Origin of the sequence: Klebsiella sp. C360 (genome assembly GCF_048822415.1) — a bacterium.
Lineage (GTDB): Bacteria > Pseudomonadota > Gammaproteobacteria > Enterobacterales > Enterobacteriaceae > Klebsiella > Klebsiella quasipneumoniae.
In genome coordinates, this window is record NZ_JBMEZZ010000018.1 from 35662 (window position 1) to 51213 (window position 15552).

Consider the following 15552-nt stretch of genomic DNA (forward strand, 5'->3'; position numbering starts at 1 on the left):
GGCCTGTTGAGGAACCTGTAAAACGGAAAGGCTCATTGAAGCCGTATATTTTCTGGAGGTTCATCAGGCGCGGAACTCATCAAGGCGCGGGAATAAAATCCCATTCAGACGCCGGATAGATTCAAGCAAGCCAACTTGTCGTCAAAATCGGTGTTGCAAAAACGGGAGTGACCATAGATTCCGTTTGCCAAGCGGCCCCCATATTGAATGGCTGACGGTACTGGATTTCGATGAGATAAAAATAGACCGTATTTTTATTGCCAATATTGATGACCCGGTGAAGCGAGCGCTACTTGTTTCTGTGGTGAAAGGGTTACGTGGTACTGGCAAACCACTGGTGTTTGTAGGGGTGGAAACGCCAGGACAGTTTGAATTCGTCCGTTCTCTTGGCCTCGGTTACCTAGTTCAGGGCTGGTATACTGGAAAACCCGAAACAATATCTGCGATGAATATTCAGGGTTAAAACGATACGGGGCCCGGCCCGTATCGGCAACCCGACCCGTCAGCGTATCGCTTTCTGTCTGAAGCCGGTTCAGGTCGGCTTCTATCTGCGCGATGCGGCGGGAGATTTATTCAGAACGACTGCCGAAGTTCATCCGGCGAAGCTTATCCAGCTGCGCCTGCAGATGGTCTATTCCGTGCTCCCGGTCGGCCTGCTTTTCCAGCAGGGCGCGGTTCAGCGCTTCCTGTTCGGAAAGGCGCTGTTTCAGCAGAAGGATGTCGTCAGGGGGAGGTGTTGTTCATAAGCCCGCATTTTACCAGGCTTATTCAACGACAACCAGGATAAAGAGGCCTACAACATGGTCAGGGACGTAAGCAGTCTTTTAGGCTGCCGCCAGTCGATGCCTTCCAGAAGCATTGCCAGCTGCGCCGGGATCAGGAACACTTTGCCATCGCGGGCAGAGGGCCAGGCGAAGCGGCCGCGTTCCAGCCGTTTGGTCAGCAGGCACAGCCCGTCGCCGGTGGACCACAGCAGTTTGACCTTACTGCCGCTGCGGCCCCGGAAGATGAAGACATGGCCGGACATCGGGTCATCTTTCAGCATCGTCTGCACCTTTGCGGCGAGACCATTGAAGCCGTTGCGCATGTCGGTGATACCGGCAACCAGCCAGATTTTGGTCCCTGTTGGCAGGTGGTTATCACTTCCTTTATCTGTCCTGTGATGATCCTTATGACTTCGCCAGACTACTTCACCACACACATGGGTCTGCCAGATACCGGTTCGGGATGGATTTCCGCTTCTACGCTGAACACCGTCTTTAGAAGCTCTGGTTTCATCACTGCTTCCGGAGCACCTTGCGCCATCACGCGACCGCTTGCCAGTACCACCAGATGATCGCAATAGCGGCTGGCCTGATTCAGATCGTGGAGTACCGTCACTACGGTTTTCCCCTGCCTTTTGAGTTCAACCATCAGGCGCATCAGTTCAACCTGATGATTGATATCGAGGTAGGTCGTAGGCTCATCAAGAAGAATGAGTGGGGTATCCTGCACCAGCACCATCGCCAGAAACGCACGCTGGCGCTGGCCGCCGGAAAGCTGGGTTAACCTGCGGTCAGCCAGATTGCGCGTCCGGGTCTGACTCATTGCCACGTTGACCCGCTCGTTGTCTTCCGCGGAGAGTCGCCCCCACAACGACAGCCACGGGCTGCGGCCGTAGGAAACCAGTTCCCGTACAGTGATCCCCTCGGGGGATAAATGGTGTTGCGGCAGTAAAGCCAGGCGGCGAGCCAGCTGGCGGGCGGAAAAACCGGCTATGGGTTTTTCATCAAGCAATATCTCGCCAGAGTCTGGTGTTAACAGGCGAGAAAAACAGTTCAACAGCGTCGATTTCCCGCAACCGTTAGGGCCGAGCAGGGCCGTGATTTTTCCGGCAGGCAGGGCGAGAGAAAGTCCATCCAGCACGGTTTGTGCGCCATAGCTGACGGTCAGATTTTCAGTACGTAATCTCATTTATCGCATTCTCACAAGCAGCGAGACAAACCACGGTGCGCCGATAATGGCGGTCAGCACGCCTGCCGGAAGCTCCAGCGGCGGATGAATGATTCGTGCCAGCAGATCGGCAATGACCAGCAACAACGCGCCCGTCAGGGCCGAAACGGGCATCAGCCAGCGGTGACGCCCGCCGGCGATCCTGCGCACCATGTGCGGCACGACGAGACCAATAAAACTTATCGGGCCACAGACGGCCACGCCGGTTGCTGTCATCGCGACAGCCAGCATCAGCCCCTGGAACCGGGTGCGCTGAACCGACACGCCGAGCGTGGCTGCTCGTGCATCGCCCAGCGCCAGCAGGTCGAGATCGCGACAAAAGCGCAGGCTCAGCGGCAAAAACAGAATGAGCAACGGCACGGTAATCTTCACAAAGTGCCAGTCGCGCCCCCATAAGCTACCCGTCAGCCACAGCAGGGCACTGTTTACATCCTGCGGGTGCAGGAGCATCAGGTAATCCGTCAGGCTCGCCCAGCAGGCGGAAAGCGCCACGCCGGTGAGCGCCAGCTTCATCGGCTGGTGGGTCTTTGCCAGCATCTTCAGCAAGATCAACCCCGCCATACCGCCCGCAAAGGCCAGTAGCGGCAGCACCATCACGGATAGTGATGGCATAAGAAGCAGTGCTCCCACAGAGGCAAGGCTGGCGGCATGGTTAATGCCGAGAATATCCGGTGATGCAAGCGGGTTACGCACAATCCCCTGTACCAGCACGCCCGCCACGGCGAGGGCTGCACCGACAAACAGTGCCAGCAGCAAGCGCGGCAGTCGGTACTCCATCAATACATAATAATGCTCGCGTCCGTCCTGCCAGTCGGTCAGCAGCGCGCGCCACGGCACGGGGATCACCCCCATATGGAGTGATAACAGCGCACAGCCTGCCAGGGCAAGGGTGATGAAAATGACCAGCGCAATTTTCATCCTCGCCTCCTCACCAGCCAGACAAAGCAAGGACTGCCAATCAGCGCCAGCACTGCGCCTGCGGGCAGATCGCCGGGGAAGGCCAGCGCGCGTGCGAGTACATCTGCCATCAGCATCAGCGTGGCCCCCAGCAGCATGCTCACCGGCAGTACGTTGCGCTGATCGAAGCCTGCCCAGAAGCGCGCCAGATGTGGCACCAGCAGGCCGATAAACGCCACCGGACCTGCCACACTGACGCACGCGCCAACCAGAAGCAGCACTAACATATTGATGATCAAACGTAGTCTCGGCAGGTTCACTCCCAGCGTATGGGCGGTACTGTCGCTGACGTTGAGCAGGTTCAGTTGATTCGCCAGCAGCAACACGACAGGGACTGCAGTGACCACCACCGGCAAGAGCTGCCAGACATCCTGCCAGTGGGCGTGGGACACTCCGCCTGCCAGCCAGTAAAAGATGCCGTAAGCATGATCTTCGGCCAGCAGTAGGGTGATGCGGGTCAGGGCCATACAAAAGGCCGACAGCGCGATACCCGCGAGGATCAGTTTGTTTCTGTCCTGGGTATGACGAAACCCGCCTCCTGCGGTCATGACCAGCAGCCAGCTCACGCCGCCCCCGCATGCCGCGATGAACGACAGGGAATAGCCTGCAACCGGCGTCGGACTCAGCGCGCTGGTAAGCGCCATAGCCAGCGCCGCGCCGCTGTTAATGCCGAGCAGTGAAGGAGAGGCCATTGGGTTGTGGGTCAGGGTTTGCAGCAGCGTGCCCGCGAGCGCCAGGCTTGCGCCGATCAGAACGGCGACCAGGCTTCGCGGCAAACGAAGGTTTTGCACCAGCGCTTCTGGTAGCGTTGGCGTGTGTCCAGGCAGCAGGGCGCGGATTGCGTCTGCTCCGGAAACAGGAATGGCCGAGTAGCAAAACAGACTCAGCCAGAAAATAATAATAAGTACTGCAACGGGAAGCCCCCACAGCAGCACCGGGTGTTTTAGCGCGGTCATTTCACATCGGTAAGCGGCTGATGGTGGAAGATTTTTACCGTGTCAGCGGCAATACGCTCTGCGGCAAAAATACCGCGCATCCGCGCCCAGGCGTTACTGTCGACTGAAGCAACCTGCTGCTTCTGCGCGGCGGTTAATATCTGCCAGAGCGGATCTTGTTGCCAGCGTTTAACAATGCTCTCTTCGCGATAGTGGGCAACCAGCAGCCAGGCAGGATTGACCGCCAGCAGTTGCTCCAGGCCGATGGACGGCATGGACGCGCCCGCCATCACAGCGGGAACGTTCAGCCCCAGAGAAGCCAGCACGCTGCCGGTCCAGGTCTCCTGGGTATGCAGGTTGAATAGCTGTTCGCGTGATGTGCCAAAGGCCACGCGTGTCCCTGTGGGAAGCTGGCTGGCCCACTGCGCCATCTTCTCTTTATGTTGTTCCAGACGCGCCTGCATCTTTCGTTTTTTACCTACCACTTCGCCGATGATAGCCGCTGAGTGCAAATTTTCAGCGTAGGTTTCGTTGCGGGACTTAAGCAGCAGTACCGGCGCGATTTGCTGCAAGGCGGTGTAAATCCCCGCATGGCGACTGCTGTCGGCAATGATCAGGTCTGGTTTCAGGGCAGCAATGGCTTCCAGGCTCGGCTGCGCGCGCGTTCCGACGGACTGCCACGGTTTCAGGTGCGCACGCACTTCGGGCAGGATGCGTTTTGCATCGTTATCGTCGGCAATACCGATCGGGCTGACGTCCACGGCGGCCAGCGCATCGGCGAACGAGAGTTCCAGCACCACAATCCGTTGTGGCGTTTTATCGAGTGTAAACGTGCCGTGTTCGTCCTGAACCGTGGCGGCAAAGGCGTGGCCGATCACCAGCAGCAGGCCTGCAAAAAGAAAACGGATAAATGCCAACATAGTCACATTCCAGCTAAAAGCCCGGCAAGCCGGGCGTTAACACATCAGAACTTCAACGACCCCTGCATATACAGCGTGCGCGGCTGGCCTGCGTAGATGCCTTTGTTGTTGTCGTCATAAGAGCGGATGAAGTAGTCCTGGTCGAAGATGTTTTTCACACCGAACGCCAGGTTCAGATCTGCCATCTGCGGGCCAAAGTCATACGCCACGCGTGCGCCCCAGAGCATGAAGCCGGGAATGCGGCCGGTACTTCCGTCGGCGCTCTCTTTCACCGTATTGGCGTTATCCGCAAACTGGCTGGACTGGAAATCGCTGTTCAGATTGAACGTCCAGTTGCCCGGCTTGTAGTCCACGCCCAGCGTGCCTTTATGTTTCGGGGAGAATGGCACCTGATTGCCATAGGTGTCGCCTTTCTCGCGGATTTCCGCGTTCACATACGCATAGCTGGCGTAGACGGAAACGTTATCAAGCGTTGGCGTTAGCGTACCCAGGTCGTAACGTGCCTGCGTTTCCAGCCCGGTATGGCGCGTTTTGCCACGTGCAGTGACGGTGTCGTTGGTCTGGTTGGAGTCGTACTGATTGTTAAAGTTAATTAGGAACAGCCCCATTTCCGCCGTCAGCGCGCCGTCGTCGTAGCGGGTACCGAGTTCCCAGGTTCGCGCTTTTTCCGGTTCCACATTGCCGCTTTGCACAGCCTTGCCAATCTGGCTGTACTGTACGGTGCCGAACGAGCCTTCAGTGTTTGCATAAAGATTCCAGCTATCAGTCAGGTGATAGAGCACGTTCAACGCCGGAAGCGGTGCGTTATAGCTCACCTCTTCGTGCGTGCCTTTGATGGCGTTGTTCTGGTATGACTCGATATGTTCGAAACGCATACCCGGCGTGATGGTCCAGTTGCCGATGTCGATTTTGTCATCCAGATACCAGGCGTGCGCCTCGGTGCCGGAACGCGTGTCGCGGTCGTAAGGGCTTGAGCCGGACGGCAACTGCCCGCTGCTGGTGGCGGTGTAGTAACGCATTTCATGCGTTGATTCATTCACATAGCGATAGCCCACGCCCACTTCGTGCGCGTAAGGGCCGATCATAAAGCTCTGGCTGTAGCGTGGCTCAATACCGCGCACCCAGTAGTTACGCGGCGAGAGGGTGATGCGTTTGCCTTGCTCCAGGTAGCCGCTGCGCAGGGTTTGGGTGTAGAACCCCAGAATGTTGAATTTATGCTGGCTGTCCGGCTGGAACTGGTAGCCCAGGCTCGCCAGCTTGCGACGGCCCCAGAAGCGGTCATACGGGCGGGTGGATTGCCAGCGATCGGCGTCGTAATCCGCGCGGGACAGGCCGCCGGGCATGTCGGCTGCACCATCGTAATATTGCAGCAGGCTGTTGAAGGTGTGCACCTTATTCGGCGCATATTTGCTTTTCAGCATCAGGTCGTCGATGCGGGTGGCGCTGTGCTCGCGCCAGTCACTGCCGCGCGTGCCGGAGTAGAGCAGCGCGGTGCCAAAACCGTTGTCCGCTGTGCCGCCCACCATCAGGTTGTGCGTCTCTTTCGGGTTGTTTTGTGAAGAGGTTGGGCTGAGCTGACCTTCCACCCCCGCCTCGATACCAAAGTCCTGCGGAATGGCGCGGGTAACAAAGTTCACCACGCCGCCCACGCTCTGCGGTCCGTAACGCACCGCACCACCACCGCGCACCACGTCAATGGCATCCATGTTGCCGAGCGAAACGGGAGCCAGTGAAAGCTGCGGCTGACCGTAAGGGGCAAAGGGGACGGGGATGCCGTCCATCAGGACGGTCGAGCGGCTGGCGAGGCGTGGGTTCAGGCCCCGGATGCCAAAGTTCATCGCCAGGTCGTGGCTGCCGGTGCCGTTGTTTTCCGGCGCGCTGACGCCAGGGATGCGGTTAAGCACCTCACGCATGGTGGTTGCGCCGGTTTTGGCGAAATCCTCACGGCGGATCACGTCACGCGCGCCAGCATGTTCAAATACGTCGTTTTCACGCGCATCGCCCAGCCAGTCGCCGACCACGGTCAGGGCATCTTCTTTTGGCGCGGGCGCGGTCTCCAGCGTCCAGCTGTTATTTCCCAGCGGTTTTACCTGCAGTCCGCTGCCGTCCAGCAGCTGTTGCAGGCCGCTCTCGACGTCGTAATCTCCGTGCAGGCCGTTGCTCTGCTTGCCGCGCGTCAGGCTGGCGTCAACCGAGAGGGTAATTCCGCTGTGTGCGGCATACTGATTGAGCGCTTTGTCGAGCGATCCCGGTGCGATATCAACCTGTGCAGCAAAAGCGGAAAACGAGAGACCGGCCAGCGGCAGCAGGCTCAGGCGAATGGCGTTAACCAAAGGTGTTGTTTTACGAAAAACGCGTAACGGCGTCATACCTTCTCCATCATCATTTTTGTTGTGTTCAGCTATGAGTCGAACGAGAAGGGTAAAAAGGACAATCGAAATGAGAATTATTTTTCTTACAGCGGTGAAATGTTTATCCAGTACCGCGTAATAGACTGAATTTTAACGGGAAGCGTTTGAGCGATAACGTTCAGGATCGCATCGGTATTTTTCAGCGGGAACGTCCCGCTCAGGCGCAGCCCGGCAACGGCGGGATCGCAGCGCAGCACGCCGTTGCGGTAACGGCTTAGCGTGGCTATCACCTCACCCAGCGGTTTATCGCTGAAGCTCAGGATGCCCTTCGTCCAGCTTGTACTCTCGTCATCCAGCGGTTTCACTGCGCCAAACTCAGAGGCGCTGAACTGCAGGCTTTCACCAGCGTTCACGATGCGTTTTTGCGCGGGGGCACTGGCGAGAAGTACTTCCACGGCGTGCTGCTGCACGTCAAGCTGCGTGAAATTATCCTGCTGGCGGACGGTAAATTCTGTCCCTAAAGCGGTGAGTTGGCCCTGACGGGTCAGGACGCGGAAGGGGCGTTGCTGCGCATCTTTCGCGGTAGTAATGGCGATTTCACCGTACCAGAGCCGGACGGTGCGCTGATGCGCATCAAAACGCACATCCGCCGCGCTTTGGGTATTCAGCGTGAGCAGGGAGCCATCTTCCAGTTGCTGACGGCTGACTGCGCCTTTGGTGGTGCGGTAATCTGCCCGCAGACCTTCGCCGGTTTCCGACTGCCAGAGTTGCCAGCCTCCGCCAGCGCCGAGCAACAGCAGTAATCCTTTCATCACGTGACGGCGGGTGAGGCGGGTATCGTGCAGCGCCCGGCTGGCAACGTCGCCAGGCACACCGCCAAGCTGGTTGCGCAGGTTTTCAACCTGCTGCCAGGCCCACTGGTTATCCTGATCCTGTTCATACCACTGTTGCCAGCGCGCTTCCTGTTGTGGGCTGACGCGCTCGCCGCTTAGCACGGCATACCAGTGGGAAGCTGAACGCAGCGCCTGACGGCGGGAATCGGTTAACGAAGGATTCATAACCCATGCTCCAGACGAAACAGCAGGCAGTGCTCGACGGCTTTCGCCACGTATTTTTTCACGGAGCTGACGGAAACACCGAGTTTGTGCGCAATCTCGCTGTATGTCAGGCCATCCAGTTGCGAAAGCAGAAACGCTTCACGTGTTTTTCCGTTTAGCCCGTCCAGCATGCTGTCGACGAGTTGTAGGGTCTCGAGCTGGCTTTCGCGTTCCTCAGGTGAAGGCGCTACCCCCTCCGGCATAAGCGCCAGCATCTCCAGATACGCTTTTTCCAGCGCGTTTCGGCGAAACAGGTCCACCATCACGCGTTTGGCGATAGTGCACAGGAAAGAGCGAGGATCGCGGATCGCCGAGAGCGTTTCGCTGCTCATTACCCGCAAAAAAGTGTCCTGGGCAATGTCATCTGCATCAAAGGCAGACTGGAGTTTGCGCGTCAGCCAACTTTTCAACCAGCCGTGATGGGTGCCATAAAGCGACTCGAACGTTAAGGAAGCTGTGGTAGTGGCACGGTCAGACATGCGGAGTGCATCAAAAGTTAATTATCACGTAGCCATATTAATATGAGAATGGTTATCATTACAATTGGAAATAAAATTGTTTCCAATAAACATTTTTAAAATGTTGTTTTTCTAAGTGTTATAAGGTAGGTATAAAATGGGATGGATCCTATGCTTCTGGCATCTGTCGGTCAGAATGACATCATGATGTGGTCTGCTATTATTGACATCCTCCCCGCCCTTTAGGGCGGGGAGGATGTCAACTATGAGTGTTGCCTGAAATGTCGCCAGCCCCCGGTACAGCAGAAGTATCTCGGGCTTTCTGCGTTTGCTCCTGGTGGGTATGGCCCCCGCAAGCGGGGGTTATTGCTAACTGTCGTTTCAACAAAAAGTAACTTTTTTCACTTTGCCCCTCAGTACAAATTAGGGGCTTGCCGCGGATGTACCATGCCTGAATATCTTCGAGTGATGATTTGGTGCGGCTTTGTTGAATAAATCAGATTTCGGGTTCCACCTGACTGACCTGCTGCCAGAGCGGGGCGTGATGCTCCGGCACGGTCTGCCAGCCGGATGCAGCCGAACAGAGACGGTGCGATGCCATCTGCTGCTCATTATTTTCTTATCAAGGCGCAGCACAGGAGTCATTCGGCATGCTTATATATTAGCTGCAATAATATTATGCTCAGGACCATAGGGGAAATGAGTTATGTTCTCTGCTGCCATTTCGGTTACGACCAGGATATCGTGTTCGCGGTAACCACCGTGCCCCGGCATGCTCTCCGGCAGCATGATCATCGGCTCCATCGAGACAACCATTCCTGGTGCCAAAACGGTCTCAATATCCTCGCGCAATTCTAAACCGGCTTCACGACCATAATAGTGACTCAGTACGCCGAATGAATGACCATAACCAAAGGTCCGGTACTGCAGAAGACCATGCTCGCGATAAATTTCATTAAGCGAGGCGGCAATGTCGCAACAACGTGTGCCTGGACGGATTAACTCCTGCCCACGGCGGTGCACTTCGCAGTTGATCTCCCAGCAACGTAGTTGCTCATCGCTGGGCTGACCGAAGAACAGTGTTCGTTCCAGCGCGGTATAGTAGCCGGCAATCATTGGAAAACAGTTCAGCGATAAAATATCGCCTGCCTTGAGACGACGGGATGTCACCGGATGGTGTGCTCCATCAGTATTCAAGCCAGACTGAAACCACGTCCAGGTATCACGCAATTCAACATGCGGCAGGCGTTTCGCGATTTCCCGGGTCATCGCTGACGTGGCCGCCAGTGCGATTTCATACTCGGGAACATTTTCGGCAATCGCCTCGATACATGCCGCACCCCCGAGGTCGGCGACCTGGGCACCAAATTTAATAAGCGCGATCTCTTCGGCAGACTTAATCATGCGCATACGCATCGTCGCCGGGGCAATATCAACAAACTCTGTCTGGGTTAAGTAATGACAAAATTTAGCACGCTGTTCGATCGTCACATGGTCGCCTTCAAGGGCAATCCGCCGGCTATCATCAGGAACCACTTTGCGCACTGCCCGGTAATAGTTATCACGCTGCCAGTCCGTGTAAACGATATTTGCACCGTAGCTACGACGCCATCCCTGGCCGCCATCGATATTGGTGGTAATTAAAAATGACTGGCTCGGCGTCACCACCAGGGCATACTGGCGTCCAAAGCTACAATATAAAAAATCGCCGTAATAATTAATATTATGAACCGAGGTTAAAATAACTGCATCAATACTATCTGCCTCCATGATGGCGCGTAATCCTGACAGTCGGCGCTGCATTTCATGGGTGCTGAACGTTCCTTTTACTTTTTGTCCATTAGCTAATTCAATAATATCTGGCATGCTCATGATAAACTCCGTTGTTGATAATGGCGTGTTGTCATCATCTGGAAAACGATATCTTGCGACAAACGGAGATTATTAATTTGTCGTCATTAGCTGGCCTTATGCAGTGTATATTCACTGAGGATTTGCTTGCGTTCTGCAATATGACGCGCGGTTTCCTCCGTCAGCCAGTTGATCAACGCCTGAACGCGTGGCCGTTTCTCATTATTACGCGGACAGGTTAACCACACCTGTCCGTCTTCGACGATATCTGTAAAAGGGCGTATCAGTGCGCCATTGCGAACCTCCGTTGCACACAAAGAGTGACGACTTAAGGCGATCCCTTGTCCGGCGCAGGCGGCCTGGAGCACGAGGTCGGCACGGGAAAAGCCGGTTCCAGCCTCAACATCCAGGTCATAGAGCCCGAGGCGGGCAAAATAAGATCGCCAGTGGGTGCTATAGGCATTTTGCGGCATGGAATCATGTAGTAAGCGTAAACCGCAGAGATCGCTGTAATTTTTCAGAGGTCGGTTTTTCATCAAATCCGGGCTGATCACAGGATAGATCACATCATTGAACAGGTGTCGTTGAATTAAATTTTTATCGTCAACCCAAAAAGGAGTAATGGCGATATCGACTGCGTCAGATTTAAAATTGGCGGGTGTCATATCGGCATCAATTTCCAGACTGACAGGGTAGTGCTCATAAAACTGATGTAATCGGGGAAGCAGCCATTTGGTTGCAAAGGACGGCATAACCCGAATCTTTATGGTGCCCTCAAGAGTTTCTTCACCGGTTTGGTGCAGCGTGGTTTCAAGGATGGAAAATGCCTGACGCACCCCGATAAACAGCTGTTCACCCTGCGGGGTTAAGCGTAACCCTGCGGGAGTCCGGTGAAAGACAAGATAGCCAAGATGTTGTTCAAGTAATTGAATTTTCTGGCTTACCGCACTCTGAGTAAGAAAAAGTTCCTGCGCGGCACGGGTAAAACTAAGATTACGCGCCGCGGCATCAAAGTAGCGCAAACCGTCCAGGGACGGCAAACCTGGTTTAGGTTGCATCATCGGTTTCTCTGTTGCTAAATAACCTGCAATAAGCACTATTCATGCCAAAGGCACCATTAGCCGTGCTAATAGTTATCAGTTAGAAACCACCGTTTGTCGCCGCTAAGAGAATGAATAAATATTATCAGCGTCATTCAAATTCGCGGAGAAATCTCATGAAAAATAAACTGTGGCTGTTACTGTCAATGTCTGTCATACAACTTTCACCATTAATGATACCCACTGCCCAGGCTGATTTGCTGGATGATATTAAGCAAAAAAAAGAAATAGTGATTGCCACAGAAGCGCGCTATGCCCCTTTTGAAATGCTTGAAGATGGCAAAATAGTCGGTCTGGGAAAAGATATTCTCACGGAAGTCATGAAGGGATTACCCGGGGTGAAAGTGGTTCAGCTGGATATTCCATTTCAGGGGATTTTACCCGGACTGGAAAGCAAACGATTCGACTTTGTGGCAACCTCTTTAACCATCACCCGCGATCGAGAAGCTAAATTCGCCTTTACCGCTCCCTTTTCTGACGCCAGCGTAGCCATTCTGAAACGCAAAGGGGATAGCCGTATTAACAGCGCCAAAGATCTCCAGGGCATGATTGTCGCCAGTCAGGCCGGGGCGCCGCAGATTGCTGTGCTAAAAGAGTATGAAGCATCGGTACTTAAACCCACCACCGGTCACGGCGTTAAAGAAATAAAAGCCTTTATTGATTATAACGAAGCTTACGCGGCATTGGCGGCACATCGTGTTGACGCGGTTGTGCAATCGCTGCCGAACCTCGCGCCGTTGGTGAAGACACGTGGTGATACGTTTGAAATTGTACGCCCGCCGTTTGGCCCGGCCACCTGGTATGCATGGGCCGGAAGAAAAGATGCGGATAGCGCCTCACTGGTCAAATTTGTCAGCGACGGCATTGTGCAGTTGAATAAATCGGGAAAACTGGCGCAGCTACAAACCAAATGGCTGGGTTTTTCTATGGCCGTTCCAGAGCAAGTTCCAACCCCGGCAAACTAATTTGATGGATACTGGAGGGCAATATGTTTGATATTTCGGTGGTGTTTCCCTATTTCCCTCAGCTATTAATCGGCGTGCTCAGTACTCTGGCTGTATCACTGAGCGCAATTTTCACAGGATTGATCCTCGGTTGGTTAATTTGTCTGGGGTTAAATTCTCCGCAGCGTCTCGTGCGCTGTTTTTGCAAAACCTATGTCAGTTTTTACCGTGGCACGCCGTTACTGGTCCAGTTGATATTAATATTTTATGCTTTGCCGGCCGTGGGGATCACGCTTTCGCCATTGCTGGCGGCGGTTGTTGCCCTCTCATTAAATACCGCGGCCTTTCAAGGGGAGATTCTTCGGGCCGGTTTTAACATGTTACCCAAAGGCCAGCTGGAGGCAGCACGAGATTTTGGCTTTTCAGCGGCGCAAACCCTGTTTTATATTCAGATGCCGCAGGTGTTGCGTACCATGATGCCGGCATTGATTAATGAAACCATTGATATTATCAAAAATTCGGCACTGGTCTCGGTGGTGGCGGTCCATGAGTTGATGAGAGTGACGCAAACGTTGGCCTCAACCACCTATCGGCCGCTGGAGTTTTATACGGCATGTGGGCTCCTTTATTTCCTGACCTCATGGGGGCTGAGTATCGCTGGCGTCAGGTTAGAGAAAAACCGCTCATCTTCGGCTAAAAGGGTATTAGCAAAATGAATGTTGAGATACTTTTTACCTATAAAGATGCCATCGCCGCCGGTATTTTAATGACCCTAAAAATGAGCCTCGGCGGTATCCTGCTGGGGCTGGCGATCGGTCTGTGTTTTTTTCTCCTCGAAAGACAAAAACCAGCGCTACTTAATGTGATATACCATACATGGATTAATGTTTTTCGCGGCACGCCGTTACTGGTACAGCTATTTTTAGTCTTTTATGGTGGGCCCTATATTGGTATTAACCTCGAGGCCCAACAGGTCGGAGTACTGTGCCTGGGCTGTTATGGTTCCGCTTATTTTTCGGAAATATTCCGTGCAGGTCGCAATGCTGTCTCTGGCGGACAAAGCGAAGCGGCGGCAGACCTTGGTTTAAGTCCGTGGCAAATATTTACTTTCATTGTCTGGCCGCAAATGTTCGCGAGAATTATCCAGCCACTGATTGGTCAGAGCGTTATTCTGGTAAAAGAGTCGTCGGTGCTGTCGATTATTACGGTTGGTGAACTCACCAATACCGCCATGGCCATTGCCAACCAGACCTATGCGATGGTTGAAATCTACTCCTTAATGGCCATTGTCTATTGGGGAATCGCGATCGGTATCTCCCGTTTGGGTAATAAAATAGAGCGTCATTATTCTTATTCTCAATTAAGCCGAGGTTAATAGTATGCGTGATTATGCTATTGAGATTAACAGCCTCAATAAATATTATGGCGAAAACCATGTTTTACGTGGCATCAATGTCAGCATTACTCCCGGAGAAGTCATTTGCGTGATTGGCGGCTCAGGGTCGGGTAAATCCACGCTGTTACGCTGCATTAACTTTTTGGAGGATTACAGCTCCGGCAGCATTGTGGTGAATGGCGAGTGCGTCGGCTATGAACCACTCAGCGGCGAAAAACGCCGGCGTTTAAGCGACAAGGAAAACCGTAAGGCATTACGCGACGTCTGTATGGTCTTTCAGCAGTTTAATCTGTGGCCGCATATGACGGTACTCGATAACGTAGCCACGCCGTTGCGACGGGTTAAAAAGGTCTCCCGTGAAGCAGCCTACGCCGAAGCGAAAAAGCAGCTGGCGCGGGTTGGTCTGGCAGACAAAGCCGATAGCTGGCCCGCGATGCTATCCGGTGGTCAGCAGCAGCGCGTTGCCATCGCCCGGGCATTGACCATGAAACCCGCCATTATGTTGTTCGATGAACCGACTTCAGCGCTTGATCCGGAGCTGGTCGGGGAGGTGCTAAAGGTCATCCGAAATCTTGCCGATGATGGTATGACCATGATGATTGTGACCCATGAGATGGGGTTTGCCGCAAAAGTCTCCGATCGTGTGCTGTTTCTTGCCGATGGCTGCATTGAAGAGCAGGGACCGCCGGCGCAACTGTTCCATCGGCCGAAAAGCCCGCGGCTGCAGTATTTTTTGTCGTCGTGGAGTGAGCGTCAGTCGGGGACGAGATTACCTGAAACGGCATTTCAGGAGTCAGCATGAAGCTGGGGATTATATTTGGCGCCCTGGCTGGCGCATGCTGGGGATTCATCTTCCTGCCACCGGTACTGCTACCCGAGATCTCACCACTGCTGTTAACCTGCGGTCGCTTTGCTACCTACGGAATACTGGCGGCAATATTACTTATACCTCAATGGCGCAACATTGCCCGCGTCTGGCATCATCGCGATCTGCTGACGCTGATCCGTCTTTCGCTGATGAGCAATGTCCTCTATTTTCTGCTCGTCGCGGTGGCCGTAAAGCAGGTCGGTATTGCCGCGACATCGTTAGTGATAGGTTTAATTCCGGTGATGGTTCCGGTGCTTGGTCGCAGGGACCAGCATGCGCCGCCCTTCAGGCAATTATTGCTGCCGATGGCGGCTATCATTGCCGGAGTGGTGCTGATTAATCTGCATGCGCTACAAACATCCTCGCACCAAGTTACAGAAGGAAAACGGCAGATGCTGGGGATGCTTTGTGCCTTCGCTGCATTACTGTGCTGGAGCCGTTACGCTGTCGAGAACTCCCGCTGTCTGAAAAACCTCCCTTACAACAGCAACCAGTGGTCGCTCCTGATAGGCCTGTGTACGGGATGTATTTCGGTACTGCTGTGGCTCGTCGCCAGTATATTCAGGTTTTCTGCAGTTGACTTGTCGTTACCGGAACACACTCAAACGCTCTTTTGGATAACGAACATGATGTTAGCCGTGGTCTCCTCATGGCTGGGATATCTGGCGTGGAATCTCTGTTCC

At 54.3% G+C, this 15552-nt stretch carries 16 protein-coding genes and 1 pseudogene; 6 read left to right on the forward strand and 11 right to left on the reverse strand.

The genetic code is table 11. The annotated features are described in order from the left end of the window. Positions 1-184 precede the first annotated feature (184 nt). Complete coding sequence (locus tag ACOI7D_RS25955; RefSeq protein WP_004118253.1) at positions 185-463, forward strand: EAL domain-containing protein; 279 nt, start codon at positions 185-187, stop codon at positions 461-463. 22 nt (positions 464-485) lie between these two features. On the opposite strand, the pseudogene ACOI7D_RS25960 reads toward ACOI7D_RS25955, so the two are convergent. The 11 genes and pseudogenes from ACOI7D_RS25960 to ACOI7D_RS26010 all read right to left on the reverse strand — a co-directional run. Next, positions 486-744 (reverse strand): annotated as a pseudogene (locus tag ACOI7D_RS25960) (IS66 family transposase); the annotation flags it as partial. Between the two features lie 49 nt (positions 745-793). Next, on the reverse strand, positions 794-1132 hold the full coding sequence (tnpB, locus tag ACOI7D_RS25965; RefSeq protein ID WP_032423386.1) for an IS66 family insertion sequence element accessory protein TnpB: 339 nt from the start codon (positions 1130-1132) through the stop codon (positions 794-796). 53 nt (positions 1133-1185) lie between these two features. Beyond that, positions 1186-1953 (reverse strand): Fe(3+) dicitrate ABC transporter ATP-binding protein FecE, encoded by a 768-nt coding sequence (gene fecE, locus ACOI7D_RS25970; RefSeq protein ID WP_023307493.1) that lies wholly within the window; start codon positions 1951-1953, stop codon positions 1186-1188. After that, positions 1954-2910, reverse strand: a complete 957-nt coding sequence (fecD, locus tag ACOI7D_RS25975) for a Fe(3+) dicitrate ABC transporter permease subunit FecD (protein WP_023307494.1) — start codon at positions 2908-2910, stop codon at positions 1954-1956. Next, positions 2907-3905, reverse strand: coding sequence for an iron-dicitrate ABC transporter permease FecC (fecC, locus tag ACOI7D_RS25980; RefSeq protein ID WP_004118243.1), 999 nt, complete (start codon positions 3903-3905; stop codon positions 2907-2909). Before fecC ends, fecD begins: the two co-directional genes overlap by 4 nt. Next, positions 3902-4804, reverse strand: coding sequence for a Fe(3+) dicitrate ABC transporter substrate-binding protein FecB (gene fecB / locus ACOI7D_RS25985; protein WP_004206584.1), 903 nt, complete (start codon positions 4802-4804; stop codon positions 3902-3904). Before fecB ends, fecC begins: the two co-directional genes overlap by 4 nt. Positions 4805-4848: 44 nt before the next feature. Next, on the reverse strand, positions 4849-7173 hold the full coding sequence (fecA, locus tag ACOI7D_RS25990; protein ID WP_004206585.1) for a TonB-dependent Fe(3+) dicitrate receptor FecA: 2325 nt from the start codon (positions 7171-7173) through the stop codon (positions 4849-4851). Between the two features lie 86 nt (positions 7174-7259). Then, positions 7260-8213 (reverse strand): ferric citrate uptake sigma factor regulator FecR, encoded by a 954-nt coding sequence (gene fecR / locus ACOI7D_RS25995; RefSeq protein WP_004206586.1) that lies wholly within the window; start codon positions 8211-8213, stop codon positions 7260-7262. Then, positions 8210-8731: an RNA polymerase sigma factor FecI gene (gene fecI / locus ACOI7D_RS26000; RefSeq protein ID WP_004206587.1), complete on the reverse strand. Its 522-nt coding sequence runs from the start codon at positions 8729-8731 to the stop codon at positions 8210-8212. Before fecI ends, fecR begins: the two co-directional genes overlap by 4 nt. A gap of 633 nt (positions 8732-9364) precedes the next feature. Beyond that, entirely contained in the window at positions 9365-10582 is a 1218-nt protein-coding gene (locus tag ACOI7D_RS26005; protein ID WP_004206589.1) for an aminopeptidase P family protein, read from the reverse strand. Between the two features lie 86 nt (positions 10583-10668). Continuing rightward, complete coding sequence (locus tag ACOI7D_RS26010; RefSeq protein ID WP_004206590.1) at positions 10669-11622, reverse strand: LysR substrate-binding domain-containing protein; 954 nt, start codon at positions 11620-11622, stop codon at positions 10669-10671. A 155-nt stretch (positions 11623-11777) separates the two neighbouring features. On the opposite strand from ACOI7D_RS26010, the gene ACOI7D_RS26015 reads away from it, so the two are divergent. From ACOI7D_RS26015 to ACOI7D_RS26035, 5 genes are all read left to right on the forward strand, one after another. Further along, complete coding sequence (locus tag ACOI7D_RS26015) at positions 11778-12626, forward strand: transporter substrate-binding domain-containing protein (RefSeq protein WP_004206591.1); 849 nt, start codon at positions 11778-11780, stop codon at positions 12624-12626. 23 nt (positions 12627-12649) lie between these two features. Next, positions 12650-13321, forward strand: coding sequence for an amino acid ABC transporter permease (locus tag ACOI7D_RS26020; RefSeq protein ID WP_023307495.1), 672 nt, complete (start codon positions 12650-12652; stop codon positions 13319-13321). Further along, complete coding sequence (locus ACOI7D_RS26025) at positions 13318-13980, forward strand: amino acid ABC transporter permease (RefSeq protein WP_004206593.1); 663 nt, start codon at positions 13318-13320, stop codon at positions 13978-13980. Before ACOI7D_RS26020 ends, ACOI7D_RS26025 begins: the two co-directional genes overlap by 4 nt. A 4-nt stretch (positions 13981-13984) precedes the next feature. Further along, positions 13985-14803, forward strand: a complete 819-nt coding sequence (locus tag ACOI7D_RS26030; RefSeq protein WP_004206594.1) for an amino acid ABC transporter ATP-binding protein — start codon at positions 13985-13987, stop codon at positions 14801-14803. Next, positions 14800-15552: DMT family transporter (locus ACOI7D_RS26035; RefSeq protein WP_420667993.1), on the forward strand; the 753-nt coding region annotated here is incomplete at its 3' end. The genes ACOI7D_RS26030 and ACOI7D_RS26035, both read left to right, overlap by 4 nt.